Consider the following 15482-nt stretch of genomic DNA (forward strand, 5'->3'; position numbering starts at 1 on the left):
CCAGAGCTGGTGCGTTGGGTTGCCTGTGGATAACCGATTTCACAAGGCAGCGGCGCCTTGGAGGAGGCGGGAACCGACCCCCCAGGGGCGCGGGGCTGAATCGATATGCGGCTCCGCCGCGCGGGCGCGACCAGCCCCCACCCGCCCGCAGTCGAACACGCACCGATCCCCCCGTGCAGAAAACCTCCGCGCTAAGGTCGATCGCAACAGCGACGTTACTGATCGGTAAGGGGAACGGCCATGCAGCTCGGGATCAACCTCGGCTACTGGGGCGCCGGGATGGACGGGGACAACCTGGCCGTGGCGCAGGAGGCCGAGCGGCTCGGATACGCCGTGTGCTGGGCCGCCGAGGCCTACGGCTCCGACGCCGCCACCGTGCTCAGCTGGGTCGCCGCCCAGACCGAGCGCATCGACGTCGGCTCGGCCATCTTCCAGATCCCGGCCCGGCAGCCCGCCATGACCGCGATGACCGCCGCCACCCTCGACTCCCTCTCCGGCGGCCGCTTCCGGCTCGGCCTCGGCGTCTCCGGACCGCAGGTCTCCGAGGGCTGGTACGGCGTCAAGTTCGACAAGCCGCTCTCCCGCACCCGCGAGTACGTGGAGATCGTGCGCAAGGCGATGACCCGGGAACGGCTGTCGTACGAGGGCGAGCACTGGACGCTGCCGCTGCCGGGCGGTCCGGGCAAGCCCATCAAGCTGACCGTGCACCCGGAGCGCGAGCACATCCCGGTCTACATCGCCGCCATCGGCCCGAAGAACCTGGAGCAGACCGGCGAGATCGCCGACGGCGCGCTGCTGATCTTCCCCTCCGCCGAGCACATGGAGGAGACGGCCGTGAAGTACCTGCGCGCGGGCCGCGAGAAGGCCGGCCGGACCCTCGACGGGTTCGACATCTGCCCGACGCTGCCGCTCGCCGTCGGCGACGACAGGGACGTGGCCTCGCTCGCCGACACCTTCCGGCCCTACACCGCGCTCTACGTCGGCGGTATGGGCAGCCGCAAGCAGAACTTCTACAACCAGCTCGCCCGGCGCATGGGCTACGAGCGGGAGGCCGCCGAGATCCAGGACAAGTACCTGTCCGGGGACAAGAACGGGGCCGCGGCCGCCGTACCGCAGGAGCTGATCGACCAGACCACGCTGCTCGGCTCCGTGGACCGGATCGCCGACCGGATGAAGGCCTACGCGGCCGCCGGGGTCACCACGCTCTCCCTCGCGCCCGCCGGGTTCGCCCTGGACGAGCGGCTCGCCTCGCTGCGGGCCGGCGCCGAGGCCCTGGAGCGCGCCGGGCTCGCGTGAACACCTGAGAGGTGAGAGAAGTCCACGGCCGTGGTGGGGGCTCGGGGGGTCTTCCCCGCCACGGCCGTCACGCAGAACAACGCGCCCGCGCCCGCGCGGTTACGCCCCCGGCGTGACCCCGTCGGTCCTCCTTTCGGCCGAGTTCGCCCGCACACCTGTTGCAGCCGCTCCGACGTGGCATTTGACTCGTTCTTTGCGGGTCAGGTGAGTCCTCCGGAGAGGTGCCCACGATGCTTTCGGCCAGGAGTCTGTTCCAGGAGATCCTCGACAACGACGAGACCTTCCGGCTCTTCTGCTCCATCGCGGCCAGCGGGGAGTCCCAGGGCGGCTGGGAGAACGCGCGGATCGCCGCGCTGGTACCGCGGAGCGAACGCGGCCTCGCCCCCAAGATCGCCCGCCACGGCGCCGACGAGGACAAGCACGGGCGCATCTTCCACGGCCTGCTGAAGAAGCGCGGGCTGGCGCCCGTTCCGGTGCCGGCCGACACCGACTACACGATGATCCTGGAACGGCACGGCATCGGACTCGCCCACGACCGGCTCCGGGCCGACCAGCCGCTCACGGTGCCGGACATCGTCGCCTACCTGGCCCACAGCCGGGTCACCGAGCAGCGCGCCGCCGAGCAGATGGGGCTGCTGCGCCGGTACTTCGCCGACCACCCGGACGTGGGCCGCGCGGTGCGCATGATCGCCGGCGACGAGGACAACCACCTCGCCTACTGCCACGAGGAACTGCTGCGGTTCGCCGCAGCCGGGCACGGCCGCACCATCCAGCACACGCTCCGCGCGTGCGCCCTCGCCGAGATCCGCGTCCACCGGGACGTCAGCCTCGCCGTCATGGCCCACATGGGCCGCATCCTCGGCTGGCCGAGGGCCAGGTCCGCGCTCCTGGCGTCCGGCATCCACGCCGTCCACGCCTACGAGCGCGCCGTCGGCTGGCGCCGCATGGTCTCCCTGCGGATGCCGGAGCGCAGGAACGCCCTGGGCGGCCCCGCGGCCCCCGCCCCCGAGTTCGCGTGAGTCGCGGTGCCGTCGGCGAACCGGCTCACATCCAGCCGCGACGCTTGAACAGCCGGTACAGCGACAGCTCCAGCAGGACCATGAGCATGATCACCGCTGGATACCCCCAGAGCCAGTGCAACTCGGGCATGTGGTCGAAGTTCATGCCGTAGATCCCCGCGATCAGCGTGGGGACCGCGGCCATGGCCGCCCACGCGGAGATCTTCCGCATGTCGTCGTTCTGCCGCACGCTCATCTGCGCGAGATGGGCGCCGAGGACGTCCGACACCAGCCGGTCCAGGCCCTCCACGCTCTCGTTCACCCGCAGCAGGTGGTCGTTGACGTCCCGGAAGAACGGCCGGGCCTCCGCGTGCACGAAGGGCACGGTCACCCCGCTGCCGTACGGGCCCACCCCCGCCAGCTTGGTCATGGGCAGCGCCAGCGGCACGGTCGCCCGGCGGAACTCCAGGATCTGCCGCTTGAAGGTGTAGATCCGTGACGCGGTGTGCCGGGAGCCGCCGCCGCTCGGCGAGAACACCTCGGCCTCCAGCTCCTCCAGGTCGTTCTGCAGCTCGGTGGCGACCGCCAGGTAGTTGTCGACGACCGCGTCGGAGATCGAGTGCAGCACCCCCGTCGGCCCGTGCTTCAGCATCTCGTGCTGCTCCTCCAGGTGCCGCCGGATGTCGCCGAGCGGCGAGGGCGTCCCGTGGCGCACGGTGACCACGAAGGAGTCCCCGATGAAGATCATCAGCTCGCCGGAGGTCACCGTGTCGCTCTTCGCCTCGTACGTCACCGGCTTCAGGACGACGAACAGCGAGTCGTCGTACACCTCCAGCTTGGGCCGCTGATGCGCGGTCAGGGCGTCCTCGACGGCCAGCGGATGCAGCCCGAACTCGTCGGTGACCAGGTCGAACTCGCGCTCCGTCGGCTCGTACAGGCCGATCCACAGAAAGCTGTCGCCGCGCGCGCGTGCCTCGGCGAGGGCGTCGGAGAAGTCCTGCGGCGTCTCCGTCCGCTCCCCGTCCCGGTAGATGGCGCAATCGACGATCACGGAGCGTATTCTCCCGTCGGCCGCCCGCCGGCGCACTTCGGGGTGCGCCTACCCTGGGCCGCATGCCCACGCTGATCCTCGTAAGGCACGGACGGTCCACCGCCAACACCTCGGGTGTGCTCGCCGGCTGGACGCCGGGCGTCGCCCTCGACGAGCGGGGGGCCGCCCAGGCCGCCGCGCTGCCCGGCCGGCTCGCCGGGCTGCCGATCTCCGAACTCGTCACCAGCCCGCTGCAGCGCTGCCAGGAGACGGTCCGCCCGCTGCTCGACGCCCGCCCCGGGCTCACCGCCCACACCGACGAGCGGATCGGGGAGGCCCACTACGGCGACTGGTCCGGCCGCAAGCTCGCCGAACTCAAGGACGAGCCGCTGATGGAGGTCGTCCAGGCCCACCCGTCGGCGGCCGCGTTCCCCGGCGGCGAGTCCATGCGCGCCATGCAGACCCGCGCCGCCGAGGCGGTCCGCGAGTGGAACGCGCGCGTGGAGCGCGACCACGGCCCGGACGCCGTCTTTCTCATGTGCTCGCACGGTGACATCATCAAGTCCCTCGTCGCGGACGCGCTCGGTCTGCATCTCGACCTCTTCCAGCGGATCTCCGTCGAACCGTGTTCCATCACCGCGATCCGTTACACCCGCCTCAGGCCGTTTCTCGTTCGTCTCGGGGACACCGGGGATTTCGCCTCCCTTGCCCCCCGCGAGGAACCCCCCGGGGAAGACGCCGCGGTCGGTGGCGGCGCCGGCGCGCCGTGATCGTCAGCCGCAGTAGGGTGAAGCAACCCACGTAAGCGGCTCCCGGCCGTGTCGTTGCCCGCCCGAAACCCACGCACTCTCGACTCATGGAGACAGGACGTGTCCCGTCAGGTGTTCCTCTACGATCCGCCGGACCGCTTCGTCGCGGGCACGGTCGGAATGCCCGGACGCCGTACGTTCTTCCTCCAGGCCACGGCCGGCCCCCGGACGACCAGCGTGGCCCTGGAGAAGACCCAGGTCGCCGCACTCGCCGAACGCATGGACGAACTCCTCGACGAGGTCGTGCGCCGCAGCGGCGGCAACGCGGCCGTGCCCGCCGTCGCGCCCGCCGAGATCAGCGACAGCGCCCCCCTCGACACCCCCATCGAGGAGGAGTTCCGCGTCGGCACCATGGCGCTCGCCTGGGACGGCGACGAAGAACGCATGATCGTCGAGGCGCAGGCGCTCGTGGAGCTCGAGGCCGACTCCGAGGAGGACCTCGCCGAGGCCGAGGAGCGGCTCCTGCAGGACGAGGAGAACGGGCCCCCGATGCTGCGGGTCCGGCTGACCGGCGCGCAGGCCAGGGCCTTCGCCAAGCGCGCCCTGGACGTCGTCAACGCCGGGCGGCCGCCGTGCCCGCTGTGCAGCCTCCCGCTCGACCCGGAAGGACATGTATGTCCGCGCCAGAACGGATACCGCCGCGGAGCGTGACCGCCGCCGAGCTGCTCGCCCACGGTGAGCTGAAGGTACGCGGCCGCATCCGCGACGCCTCCAACGCGGCACTGTTCTGCACGGTCGCGCACGACGGCCGGGAGGCGTCCTGCGTCTACAAGCCGGTCGCGGGGGAGCGCCCGCTGTGGGACTTCCCCGACGGCACCCTCGCCCAGCGCGAGGTGGCCGCCTACGAGGTCGCCGCGGCCACCGGCTGGGACCTGGTCCCGCCCACCGTCCTGCGCGACGGGCCGTACGGCGAGGGCATGGTCCAGCTGTGGATCGACGTCGACCCCGAGGGCGCCGAACTGCTCGCCCTGGTGGACGCGGAGGAGCCGGAACCCGGCTGGAAGGCGATCGGTCTCGCCGAGGTCGGCGAGGGCAGGACGGCGCTGCTGGTGCACGCGGACGACGAACGGCTGCGCCGGCTCGCCGTCCTCGACGCGGTCATCAACAACGCCGACCGCAAGGGCGGCCATCTGCTGCCCACCGCCGACGGCCGGCTCTACGGCATCGACCACGGCGTCACCTTCAACGTCGACAACAAGCTGCGCACCCTGCTGTGGGGCTGGGCGGGGGAGGACCTGACCGGCGAGGCGGTCGAGGTCCTCAAGGGCCTGCGGGAGGCTCTCGGCGGGCCGCTGGGAACCCGCCTGGCCGAGCTGATCACCACCGCGGAACTGGACGCCACGCGCGCGCGTGTCGAGACGTTGCTCACCGCCGGCAGGCACCCGGAACCCAGCGGCGAGTGGCCGGCCATCCCCTGGCCGCCCGTATAGCCCCACCAGCACACTCCGGCCCCGAGATCAAGACTGCCTTCCAGGCCGTCCGGTTCGTATACCGAACTCGGGTCCGGTTACGCTCATGTACATGCATGCCTGGCCCGCTTCCGAGGTCCCCGCCCTGCCTGGTCAGGGCCGCGACCTGAGGATCCACGACACCGCGACCGGTGGTCCTGTCACCCTCGACCCCGGTCCCGTCGCCCGTATCTACGTCTGCGGCATCACGCCGTACGACGCGACCCACATGGGGCACGCGGCGACCTACAACGCGTTCGACCTGGTTCAGCGCGTGTGGCTCGACACCAAGCGGCAGGTGCACTACGTCCAGAACGTCACCGACGTCGACGACCCGCTCCTGGAGCGCGCGGAGCGCGACGGCGTCGACTGGGTCGCCCTCGCCGAGCAGGAGACGGCCCTCTTCCGCGAGGACATGACCGCCCTCAGGATGCTGCCGCCGCAGCACTACATAGGTGCGGTCGAGGCCATACCCGGCATCGTGCCGCTGGTCGAACGGCTCCGCGACCTCGGCGCCGCCTACGAACTCGAAGGCGACATCTACTTCTCCGTCGAGTCCGACCCGAACTTCGGCAAGGTCTCGAACCTCGACGCGGCCGCCATGCGGCTGCTCTCCGCCGAGCGCGGCGGAGACCCCGACCGTCCCGGCAAGAAGAACCCGCTCGACCCGATGCTGTGGATGGCCGCCCGCGAGGGCGAACCGAGCTGGGACGGCGGCTCCCTGGGCCGCGGCCGCCCCGGCTGGCACATCGAGTGCGTGGCGATCGCCCTCGACCACCTCGGCATGACCTTCGACGTCCAGGGCGGCGGCTCCGACCTCGCCTTCCCGCACCACGAGATGGGCGCCTCGCACGCCCAGGTGCTCACCGGCGAGTTCCCGATGGCCAGGGCGTACGTCCACGCCGGCATGGTCGCCCTCGACGGCGAGAAGATGTCCAAGTCCAAGGGCAACCTGGTCTTCGTCTCCCGGCTCCGCCGGGACGGCGTCGACCCCGCCGCCATCCGCCTCGCCCTGCTCTCCCACCACTACCGCGCCGACTGGGAGTGGACCGACCAGGTACTGGCCGACGCGGTGGCCCGCCTGGACCGCTGGCGCGCGGCGGTCTCCCGCCCCGACGGCCCGCCCGCCGAGTCCCTCGTGGAGGAGATCCGCGAGGCCCTGAGCAACGACCTGGACGCCCCCGCCGCCCTGGCGGCCGTCGACCGCTGGGCGTCGCTGCAGCAGGCGCAGGGCGGCACGGACACGGGCGCCCCAGGTGTCGTATCCCGAGCGGTGGACGCCCTGCTGGGCGTGGCCCTCTGAGAAACGCCGACCCCCGCGCCCCGCCTTCAGGCCTTTAGGGGCGCGGGGAACTGCGCGACCAGCCACGACTCACCTGCACCGCACACACGACGCGCACCCCCCCAACGGTCGGCAGGGCCGACAAGAACGCACCCCCCAACGGTCGGCAGGGCCGACAAGAAGGGGCGGCACGCATCTCGCGTACCGCCCCTGTCTCAGTCCTCCGAGGTGTCCTCGCCGTCCGGCCCGGAATCCCCGCCGGTGTCCCCGTCCTCCCCGGGATTCCCGGCATTGCCGGCGCCCCCGGGCGTGTCGGGCTTCGGCGGTCGTGGCGGCCTGGCCTTGCCGCCGGGGTTCCCGGGGTTGTCCCGCAGGTAGGACGCGGCATCGCTGCCGTCCGCCGTGGCGTGACCGCCGGGCGGGTTCACGTCCCGGCGCCGCAGATACCGCTCGAACTCGCGCGCGATCGCCTCGCCCGACGCCTCCGGCAGCTCCGCGGTGTCCCGGGCCTCCTCCAGCGTCTGCACGTACTCGGCGACCTCGCTGTCCTCCGCGGCCAGCTGATCCACCCCGACCTGCCAGGCGCGCGCGTCCTCGGGCAGCTCGCCCAGCGGGATCCGCAGGTCGAGCAGGTCCTCCAGGCGGTTGAGCAGCGCCAGCGTGGCCTTCGGGTTGGGCGGCTGGGAGACGTAGTGCGGGACGGCCGCCCAGAGTGAGACCGCCGGCACACCGGCATGCGTGCACGCTTCCTGGAGGACGCCGACGATGCCCGTCGGGCCCTCGTACTTGGTCTCCTCCAGGTCCATCCGCTGCGCCAGGTCCGAGTCCGAGGTGACCCCGCTGACCGGAACCGGACGCGTGTGCGGGGTGTCGCCGAGCAGCGCGCCGAGGACGACCACCAGCTCGACGCCCAGCTCGTGGGCGAAGCCCAGCAGCTCGTTGCAGAACGAGCGCCAGCGCATGGACGGCTCGATGCCTCTGACCAGCACCAGGTCCCGCGGCTTGTCGCCGCCGACCCGGACCACCGACAGCCGTGTCGTCGGCCAGGTGATCTTTCGCACGCCCGCGTCCATCCACACCGTGGGGCGGTTCACCTGGAAGTCGTAGTAGTCCTCGGCGTCGAGCGCCGCGAACACCTCGCCCTTCCACTCCCGCTCCAGGTGCGCGACCGCGGTGGAGGCGGCGTCGCCGGCATCGTTCCAGCCTTCGAACGCGGCCACCATGACTGGGTCGATCAGCTCGGGAACCCCCTCCAGCTCGATCACCCAGTGCCTCCTTCCGACGTGCCCTCGCGTACGCCCCAACCTTACGGCGTGAGGCGGGGGCGCCCGCAGCCCCCTTGCACGGGGGAGTGAACGGATCACTGCCCCGTTCGCCGCTCTCGAACACCACCGGTTCCGGGAAGCCGGCAAGCGCTTCACAGGCTGCTGCGCAGCCACTGCTCCACGCTCGCGATGTGCACGGTCGCCCAGGACCGGGCCGCCTCCGCGTCCCGGTCGCGCAGCGCGGCCAGGATCGCCCGGTGCTCCCGCAGGGTGCGGGCGACCGCGTCCTCCTGGGTCAGACCGCGCCAGATCCGCGCCCTGGTGGTCGGGCCCGACAGCCCGTCAAGGAGCGAGCACAGCACCGAGTTTCCCGAACTCTGCACGATGCCCCGGTGGAACTCCAGGTCGCAGGCGACCAGTTCCTCCACCGAAGGCTCGGCGCCGAGCGCGTCCAACTGGGCGTCCAGTGCGTCCAGTTGCTGCTCGCTGATCCGGGAGGCGGCCATCGCGGTCGCGGCCGGCTCCAGGATCCGGCGCACCGCGAGGAACTCCAGGACGGTGTCGTCGCGGTGGAAGTCGACGACGAAGCTCATGGCCTCGAGAAGCAACTGCGGGTCCAGGCTCGTGACATACGTGCCGTCGCCCTGCCGGACGTCCAGGATCCGGATCAGCGACAGGGCCCGTACCGCCTCCCGCAACGAGTTGCGGGACAGGCCCAGTTCGGCGGCGAGCTCGCTCTCCTTGGGCAACCGTTCTCCGGGGCGCAGCGCACCGGAGACGATCATGTCCTTGATCTTCTCGATCGCCTCATCGGTGACTGCCATACCGGCCTCCCTGTCGCTCAGACATCCGATGTCTCGGTCACATTATGCGGCCTGGTCAGGCTTCCGCGGCCAGCCTTCCCCGCGCCCCTCCACCGGGCCCGGACCCGCCTAGCAGGGCCTGTCGCCGCTCTCCCTGACCGGCCCGGCCGGTGCCTCGCGGGGCCGGGGCGGGAAGTCCGCCGGGGTGCCGACCGGGGTGCCGCCGTGGGCCAGGTGCGACTGCAGCCGCAGATGCCGGAACTCGAAGTACGCCCCGGGCCGCCCAGGACCACCAGCCGGCGGCCGGGGAGGCCGGCGAACCACGCGGCCAGGTCCTCGACCCGCCGAGCCCGCGGCGCGGGGAGCCGGCCGCCGCGCCCGAGGTTCTCCGGATGGTCGGCGAGCCGCCGGTCCGCGGGCGCTCAGCCCACCTCGATCGGCTCCGGGTCCTGCAGCCGCCGCAGCCGGACCTCCGCCGCCCACTGCTCGCGTACGGCCTCGGCCAGCGCGTCGGCGGCCCGGCGCCGGTCCTCGTCGGCGGACCGCAGGACCGGGTCGGCGTCGCCGCGCAGTACGTCGGCGACGAGCGCGGCGACCGACACCAGGGTGCCGATCGCCGAGACCAGGACGCCCTCGGTGACGGTGTCGTCCCACGGGAACCGCAGCACGCCCGTGAGGGCGGCGAGCGCCGCCGCGCACGCCGACAACCCAGGCGCCGCCGCACCCGGGCACTGTGCCGTCCGCCGTGCATGTGCCGCTCCCGGATCGTGCCGTGCCGGCACCGCCTGCCGTCGTTCCGTCGTGCCGTGACGACCCGTTGTAGCCGCAGGATCTTCGGCGAACCCGCTGTTCGAAACACGTGTGAGGGAGCGTGCGGGAGTGTTCGGCGGGCGGTTGGTGGTGCGATGTGCCGTGCGGGCAGTTACCGGAGGCACACGGCGACGGCATACGGCCGTGCGGCGGGCATGCCCGAGGGGCGGCTCCCAGGGGAGGGAAGCCGCCCCTCCTGTCGCCCGCCCCCGGTACGGCGGGGCCGGGTCCTCAGCGGCTGCCGGGACGGTCAGGGCAGGACCCGGCAGCCGCCTGTTCCGGTGTCACTTCTTGTCGAGCACGTCCTGGACCCTGGCCCGGACGTCGTCCGTGGCCAGGCCGCGGATGGTCAGGGTGGTACGGCGACGCAGCACGTCGTCGGCGGTCTCGGCCCACTCGTGGTCGCGGGCCCAGACGACCTGCGCCCAGATCTCCGGGGCGTCCGGGTGGACGCGCTCGGCGAGCAGCGGGTCCTCGTTGGCCAGGCGGGCGATGTCGAAGGCCAGCGAACCGTAGTGGGTGGCCAGGTGCTTCGCGGTGTCGGCGGCCATCCGCGGGCCCGGCGCCGGGTTGTCCACCAGCAGGCGGTGGGCGACGGCACGGGGGTTGGCGACGCCGGGCAGCGGCAGCTTCTTCGGCAGCGACGCGATGGGCTCGAAGTCGTCGCCCAGCGGGTGGCCCGGCAGCGCCTCCAGCTTCTCCATCACGGTGCGGCCGATGTGCCGGAAGGTGGTCCACTTGCCGCCCGCGACGGACAGCATGCCGCCCCGGCCCTCGGTGACCACGGTCTCCCGCTTGGCCTTCGCGGTGCTGCCGGGGCCGCCCGGCAGGACGCGCAGGCCGGCGAAGGAGTAGGTGATCAGGTCGCGCTGGAGTTGCTGGTCCCGGACGGAGAACGCGGCCTCGTCCAGGATCTGGGCTATGTCCTTCTCGGTGACGGCCACGTCCGCGGGGTCGCCCTCGTACTCCTCGTCGGTGGTGCCGAGCAGCAGCATGTCCTCCCAGGGGAGGGCGAAGGTGATCCGGTACTTGTCGATCGGGGTCGCGAGCGCGGCCTTCCACGGGGAGGTGCGCTTCAGGACCAGGTGGGCGCCCTTGGACAGGCGGATGGACGGGGCCGCGTTCGGGTCCTCCATCCGGCGCAGGTGGTCGACCCAGGGGCCGGTCGCGTTCAGCACCAGGCGGGCGTTGACGCCGAACTCCTCGCCGGAGACCGCGTCCTTCAGGTCGGCGCCGGTCACCCGGCCCCGGGTGAAGCGCAGCCCGGTGACCTGGGCGTGGTTGAGGACGACCGCGCCCGCCTCGACGGCCGCGCGGACCGTCATCAGCGCCATGCGCGCGTCGTTCATCTGGTCGTCGCCGTAGACCGCGACGGCCTTGAGGTTCTCGGTGCGCAGTTCCGGCACGTCCCGCTGGGCCCGCGCGGGGGAGAGCAGGTGGCCGACGCCGTCACCGAACGCGGAGAGCGCGGAGTAGGCGAAGACGCCCGCCCCGAGCTTCGCCGCGCCGTGCGGACCGCCCTTGTACACGGGGAGGTAGAAGGTGAGCGGGTTCGCCAGGTGGGGGGCCACCTGGCGGGAGACCGCACGGCGTTCGAAGTGGTTCTCCGCCACCAGCTTCACCGCGCCGGTCTGCAGGTAGCGCAGACCGCCGTGGAGGAGCTTGGAGGAGGCGGAGGAGGTGGCGCCGGCGAAGTCGCCGGCGTCGACCAGTGCCACCCTGAGCCCGGACTGCGCGGCGTGCCAGGCGGTGGAGATGCCCAGGATGCCGCCGCCGATCACGAGAAGGTCGTACGACGCCTTGGAGAGCTGCTCCCTGGTCTCGGCGCGGCTCGGAAGCGAGCCGGAGGCCGGGTGCGTCCCCAGGGCAGGTACGGACTGCAGGGTGGACTGACTGGTCATGTCGGGTTCTTACTCCTCGTCAGAGCTCGATCGTGAGAGCGGTGCGCGCTCTCTCAGCTCTCGTCGTCGATCCAGCCCATGGTCCGGTCGACGGCCTTGAGCCAGTTCTTGTACTCACGGTCGCGGGTCTCCGCGTCCATGCGGGGGGTCCATTCGGCGGCCCGGCGCCAGTTGGCGCGCAGTTCGTCGGTGCCGGACCAGAAGCCGACGGCGAGGCCGGCGGCGTAGGCGGCGCCGAGGCAGGTGGTCTCGGCGACCATCGGGCGCACCACGGGTGCGTCCAGGACGTCGGCGAGCTGCTGCATCAGCAGGTTGTTGGCGGTCATGCCACCGTCGACCTTGAGGGCCACCAGCTCGTCGCCGGAGTCCTTGACCATGGCGTCCGCGATCTCGCGGGTCTGCCAGGCGGTGGCCTCCAGGACGGCGCGGGCCAGGTGCGCCTTGGTGACGTACCGGGTCAGGCCGGCGATCACGCCGCGGGCGTCGGAGCGCCAGTGCGGGGCGAACAGGCCGGAGAAGGCCGGCACGAAGTAGGCGCCGCCGTTGTCCTCGACCGAGAGCGCGAGCGTCTCGATCTCGGCCGCGGTGGAGATGAGGCCCATCTGGTCGCGCATCCACTGGACCAGCGAGCCGGTGACGGCGATCGAGCCCTCCAGCGCGTACTGGGTCGGCTGGTCGCCGATCTTGTAGCCGACCGTGGTCAGCAGACCCGCGTAGGAGTTGATGATCTTGTCACCGGTGTTCATCACCATGAAGGTGCCGGTGCCGTAGGTGGACTTGACCTCGCCCTCGGAGAAGCAGCACTGGCCGAACAGGGCCGCCTGCTGGTCGCCGAGCGCGGAGGCGACCGGGATGCCGCCGAGCAGGTCGCCGAGCTTGCCGCCGGTGACCTCGCCGTAGACCTCGGCGGAGGAGCGGATCTCGGGCAGGATCTGCAGCGGCACGCCGATGGACTCGGCGATCTTGTCGTCCCACTGCATGGTGTGCAGGTTCATCAGCAGGGTGCGGGAGGCGTTGGTCACGTCGGTGACGTGCTTGCCGCCGTCGACACCGCCGGTCAGGTTCCAGATGACCCAGGTGTCCATGGTGCCGAAGAGGATGTCGCCCGCCTCGGCGCGCTCCTTGAGGCCGTCGACGTTGTCGAGCAGCCAGCGGGCCTTGGGGCCGGCGAAGTAGGACGCCAGCGGGAGACCGGTCTCGCGGCGGAAGCGGTCCTGGCCGACGTTGCGGCCGAGTTCCTTGCAGAGGGCGTCGGTGCGGGTGTCCTGCCAGACGATGGCGTTGTGGACGGGCTCACCGGTGTTCTTGTCCCACAGCACGGTGGTCTCGCGCTGGTTGGTGATGCCGATGGCCTTGATGTCGTCGCGGGTGATGCCGGCCTTCTGGATGGCCCCGGCGACGACCTCCTGGACGTTGGTCCAGATCTCGTTGGCGTTGTGCTCGACCCAGCCCGGCTTCGGGAAGATCTGCTCGTGCTCCTTCTGGTCGACCGAGACGATCCGGCCGTCCTTGTCGAAGACGATGCAGCGGCTGGAGGTGGTGCCCTGGTCGATCGCGGCGATGAAGGGGCCTGCGGTGTGGGCGTCGGTCACTGTGTGCTCCTCAGAGGTCCGTGGTGTGTGGCGGTACGTCTGTCTCTTGGGCGAGGCCTGCTGGTCTAAGCGAAGGCGACGTTGTAGATACCCGCGGCTATGGCGCCGCCGATCAGCGGGCCGACGACCGGGATCCAGGCGTAGCTCCAGTCGGAACCACCCTTGTTGGGCAGGGGGAGGAGTGCGTGCACGATGCGCGGGCCGAGGTCACGGGCCGGGTTGATGGCGTATCCCGTCGGGCCGCCGAGCGAGAGACCGATGGAGACCACCACCAGGGCGGTGATCAGGCCGCCCAGGACGCCGAGGCCGTTGCCCTTGTCGTTGAGGCCCTGGGTGAGGACCGCGAGGATCAGCACGACGGTGCCGATGATCTCCGTGGCGAGGTTCTGGACCGCGTTCCGGATCTCGGGACCGGTGGAGAAGATGCCGAGGACCGGGCCTGCGCCCTTCTCCTGGGCCTCGACGGCCTTGGCCGTGGTGGCCTGCGCGCCCGGACCGCCGACGATCTCCTTGTCGGTGAGGTGCGCGTGGAACTGGCCGTAGTAGGCGACCCACACCAGGGAGGCGCCGATCATCGCGCCGAGCAGCTGTCCGGCGAAGTAGACCGGGACGTTGCTCCAGTCGCTGTTCTTGATGGCGAGAGCGACGGTGACGGCCGGGTTGAGGTGGGCACCGGACAGCGGTCCGGAGATGTAGACGGCCGTCATGACGGCGAAGCCCCAACCGAAGGCGATGGCGAGCCAGCCGGCGTTGCGGGCCTTGGAGGCCTTGAGGGTCACGGCGGCGCAGACGCCACCGCCGAGCAGGATGAGTATGGCGGTACCGATGGTCTCGCCGATGAAGATGTCGGAGCTGGACACCCGCGACTCCTTTGTCCTTCGTCCAGGGAAGCCGAACCCCGAGTCCCGTCGGGGTGTTGGCGCCCTCGGGGGTGAGAGCGATGTCGGCCTTTGGCGTTGTCACACTCTAGCGCGTATTGCCGGTAGGTGTTCGACAATGCCGACCGATGGACGGGAGTCTTGCTCCGGCGTTACGCGTGCGTCAAGAGTTCTGTTATCGAAAACGCGATCGTTATTGATTGCTGTGGGTTATCGATGGGTCGGGCCGAGTCGGGTTGTCCGCCGGGTGTCCTGCGTTAGCTCCACTGATCTGCATGTTTGCCCTGTTATGTCCATCTCAGGGTACGGCTGAGGCCGGTCCGCCACCTGCGAACCGGCCTCGGTCGTCGATCAGGGGTGTGCCGTCAGAACCGGCCCGCGCCCAGGTCCCGCGAGACGGCACGGGCGCAGTCCCGCACCGCGGCGACCAGGTCGGGCCGCAGCTCGCCGTCCTTGCAGAGCCGCTCCACCGCGCCCGTGATCCCCACCGCGCCCACCGGCATCCGGCGGCGGTCGTGGATCGGGGCCGCGACCGAGGCCACGCCCTCCCAGGTCTCCTCCACGTCGGCCGCGTAGCCCCGGGCCCTGGTGATGTCGAGGATGTGCTCGAAGGCGTCGAGGTCGCAGGTGGTGCGGTCGGTGAAGGGCTTGCGGTCGGCCTCCAGCGCCTCGCTGTGCGCCACCGGGTCGTAGGCCGACAGCACCTTGCCGAGCGCCGTGGAGTGCAGCGGCTGCATGGCACCGATCTCCAGCACCTGCCGGCTGTCGTCGGGCCGGAAGACGTGGTGCACGATCAGCACGCCCTGCTGGTGGAGCACGCCCAGGTAGACGCTCTCCCCGCTGGAGCGGGCCAGGTCGTCCGTCCACACCAGCGCCCGCGCCCGCAGCTCGTGGATGTCCAGGTAGGTGGTGCCGAGCCGGAGCAGCTCGGCGCCCAGCTGGTAACGGCCCGAGACGTCGTCCTGCTCGACGAACCCCTCCTGCTGGAGGGTGCGGAGTATGCCGTGGGCGGTGCCCTTGGCGAGGCCCAGCGACGAGGCGATGTCCGACAGGCCGAGCCGTCGCTCGCCGCCCGCGAGCAGCCGCAGCATCGCGGCCGCCCGTTCGAGCGACTGGATGTTCCGTGCCATCGCCGTTCTGCCTCCGTCCCCTGTGACCCTCACCGTCACAACGCCGTAACCATCGTTCGGCAATGCCGAACACTACCGGTCGATGCCGACTCACCGCCAATGGTCGGTCGACATCCGTTACTTCACGCGTGGCCCGCCCTTGGGTGTCCGGCCACACACGTCCGCCCCGCACCATGACCCGTGAGCGGCCGAAACGCCATGGCCGGCGTCATACTGCCCGCCCCGCCGGTCACTCGTCCG

Annotated in this window: 15 protein-coding genes; 6 read left to right on the plus strand and 9 right to left on the minus strand. The window is 71.3% G+C overall.

Annotated features, from left to right (window positions below; all coding sequences use genetic code 11):
- Window positions 1–240 precede the first annotated feature (240 nt).
- Window positions 241–1296: an LLM class F420-dependent oxidoreductase gene (locus tag ACIQVL_RS23510; RefSeq protein ID WP_403429301.1), complete on the plus strand. Its 1056-nt coding sequence runs from the start codon at window positions 241–243 to the stop codon at window positions 1294–1296.
- Between the two features lie 230 nt (window positions 1297–1526).
- Window positions 1527–2315, plus strand: coding sequence for a ferritin-like domain-containing protein (locus ACIQVL_RS23515; RefSeq protein WP_403476273.1), 789 nt, complete (start codon window positions 1527–1529; stop codon window positions 2313–2315).
- Window positions 2316–2340: 25 nt separating this feature from the next.
- On the opposite strand, the gene corA is transcribed toward ACIQVL_RS23515, so the two are convergent.
- On the minus strand, window positions 2341–3345 hold the full coding sequence (corA, locus tag ACIQVL_RS23520; RefSeq protein WP_403429303.1) for a magnesium/cobalt transporter CorA: 1005 nt from the start codon (window positions 3343–3345) through the stop codon (window positions 2341–2343).
- 62 nt (window positions 3346–3407) lie between these two features.
- Here corA and ACIQVL_RS23525 point away from each other — a divergent pair, with 62 nt between their 5' ends.
- The 4 genes from ACIQVL_RS23525 to mshC all read left to right on the plus strand — a co-directional run bounded on the left by ACIQVL_RS23525 (window position 3408) and on the right by mshC (window position 6884).
- Window positions 3408–4094, plus strand: coding sequence for a histidine phosphatase family protein (locus ACIQVL_RS23525; RefSeq protein ID WP_403429304.1), 687 nt, complete (start codon window positions 3408–3410; stop codon window positions 4092–4094).
- A 99-nt stretch (window positions 4095–4193) separates the two neighbouring features.
- Complete coding sequence (locus ACIQVL_RS23530; RefSeq protein WP_403429306.1) at window positions 4194–4784, plus strand: DUF3090 domain-containing protein; 591 nt, start codon at window positions 4194–4196, stop codon at window positions 4782–4784.
- The gene (locus ACIQVL_RS23535) at window positions 4748–5563 is read left to right on the plus strand and encodes an SCO1664 family protein (RefSeq protein ID WP_403476274.1); all 816 of its coding nucleotides are present in this window, start codon (window positions 4748–4750) and stop codon (window positions 5561–5563) included. The genes ACIQVL_RS23530 and ACIQVL_RS23535 overlap by 37 nt, the downstream gene beginning before the upstream one ends.
- Window positions 5564–5654: 91 nt before the next feature.
- The gene (gene mshC, locus ACIQVL_RS23540) at window positions 5655–6884 is read left to right on the plus strand and encodes a cysteine--1-D-myo-inosityl 2-amino-2-deoxy-alpha-D-glucopyranoside ligase (protein ID WP_403429310.1); all 1230 of its coding nucleotides are present in this window, start codon (window positions 5655–5657) and stop codon (window positions 6882–6884) included.
- Window positions 6885–7078: 194 nt separating this feature from the next.
- Here the strand turns inward: mshC and ACIQVL_RS23545 are convergent, their stop codons facing one another.
- The 8 genes from ACIQVL_RS23545 to ACIQVL_RS23580 form a co-directional block, all read right to left on the minus strand.
- Entirely contained in the window at window positions 7079–8128 is a 1050-nt protein-coding gene (locus ACIQVL_RS23545; protein ID WP_403476275.1) for a PAC2 family protein, read from the minus strand.
- A gap of 152 nt (window positions 8129–8280) precedes the next feature.
- Complete coding sequence (locus ACIQVL_RS23550; protein WP_351958931.1) at window positions 8281–8952, minus strand: FadR/GntR family transcriptional regulator; 672 nt, start codon at window positions 8950–8952, stop codon at window positions 8281–8283.
- Between the two features lie 108 nt (window positions 8953–9060).
- Window positions 9061–9255, minus strand: a complete 195-nt coding sequence (locus ACIQVL_RS23555) for a hypothetical protein (protein ID WP_403476276.1) — start codon at window positions 9253–9255, stop codon at window positions 9061–9063.
- Between the two features lie 98 nt (window positions 9256–9353).
- On the minus strand, window positions 9354–9599 hold the full coding sequence (locus ACIQVL_RS23560; RefSeq protein WP_403476277.1) for a hypothetical protein: 246 nt from the start codon (window positions 9597–9599) through the stop codon (window positions 9354–9356).
- Between the two features lie 426 nt (window positions 9600–10025).
- Window positions 10026–11642 carry an FAD-dependent oxidoreductase gene (locus ACIQVL_RS23565; protein WP_403429315.1) on the minus strand — a complete coding sequence of 539 codons (1617 nt, stop codon included), beginning with the start codon at window positions 11640–11642 and terminating at the stop codon, window positions 10026–10028.
- A 53-nt stretch (window positions 11643–11695) separates the two neighbouring features.
- Entirely contained in the window at window positions 11696–13234 is a 1539-nt protein-coding gene (glpK, locus tag ACIQVL_RS23570; RefSeq protein ID WP_403429317.1) for a glycerol kinase GlpK, read from the minus strand.
- A 65-nt stretch (window positions 13235–13299) separates the two neighbouring features.
- On the minus strand, window positions 13300–14094 hold the full coding sequence (locus ACIQVL_RS23575) for an MIP/aquaporin family protein (protein ID WP_366352976.1): 795 nt from the start codon (window positions 14092–14094) through the stop codon (window positions 13300–13302).
- A 383-nt stretch (window positions 14095–14477) separates the two neighbouring features.
- The gene (locus tag ACIQVL_RS23580) at window positions 14478–15242 is read right to left on the minus strand and encodes an IclR family transcriptional regulator (protein WP_352367102.1); all 765 of its coding nucleotides are present in this window, start codon (window positions 15240–15242) and stop codon (window positions 14478–14480) included.
- Window positions 15243–15482 lie beyond the last annotated feature (240 nt).

Origin of the sequence: Streptomyces sp. NPDC090499 (assembly GCF_044769305.1) — a bacterium.
In the GTDB taxonomy this organism is placed as follows: Bacteria; Actinomycetota; Actinomycetes; order Streptomycetales; family Streptomycetaceae; genus Streptomyces.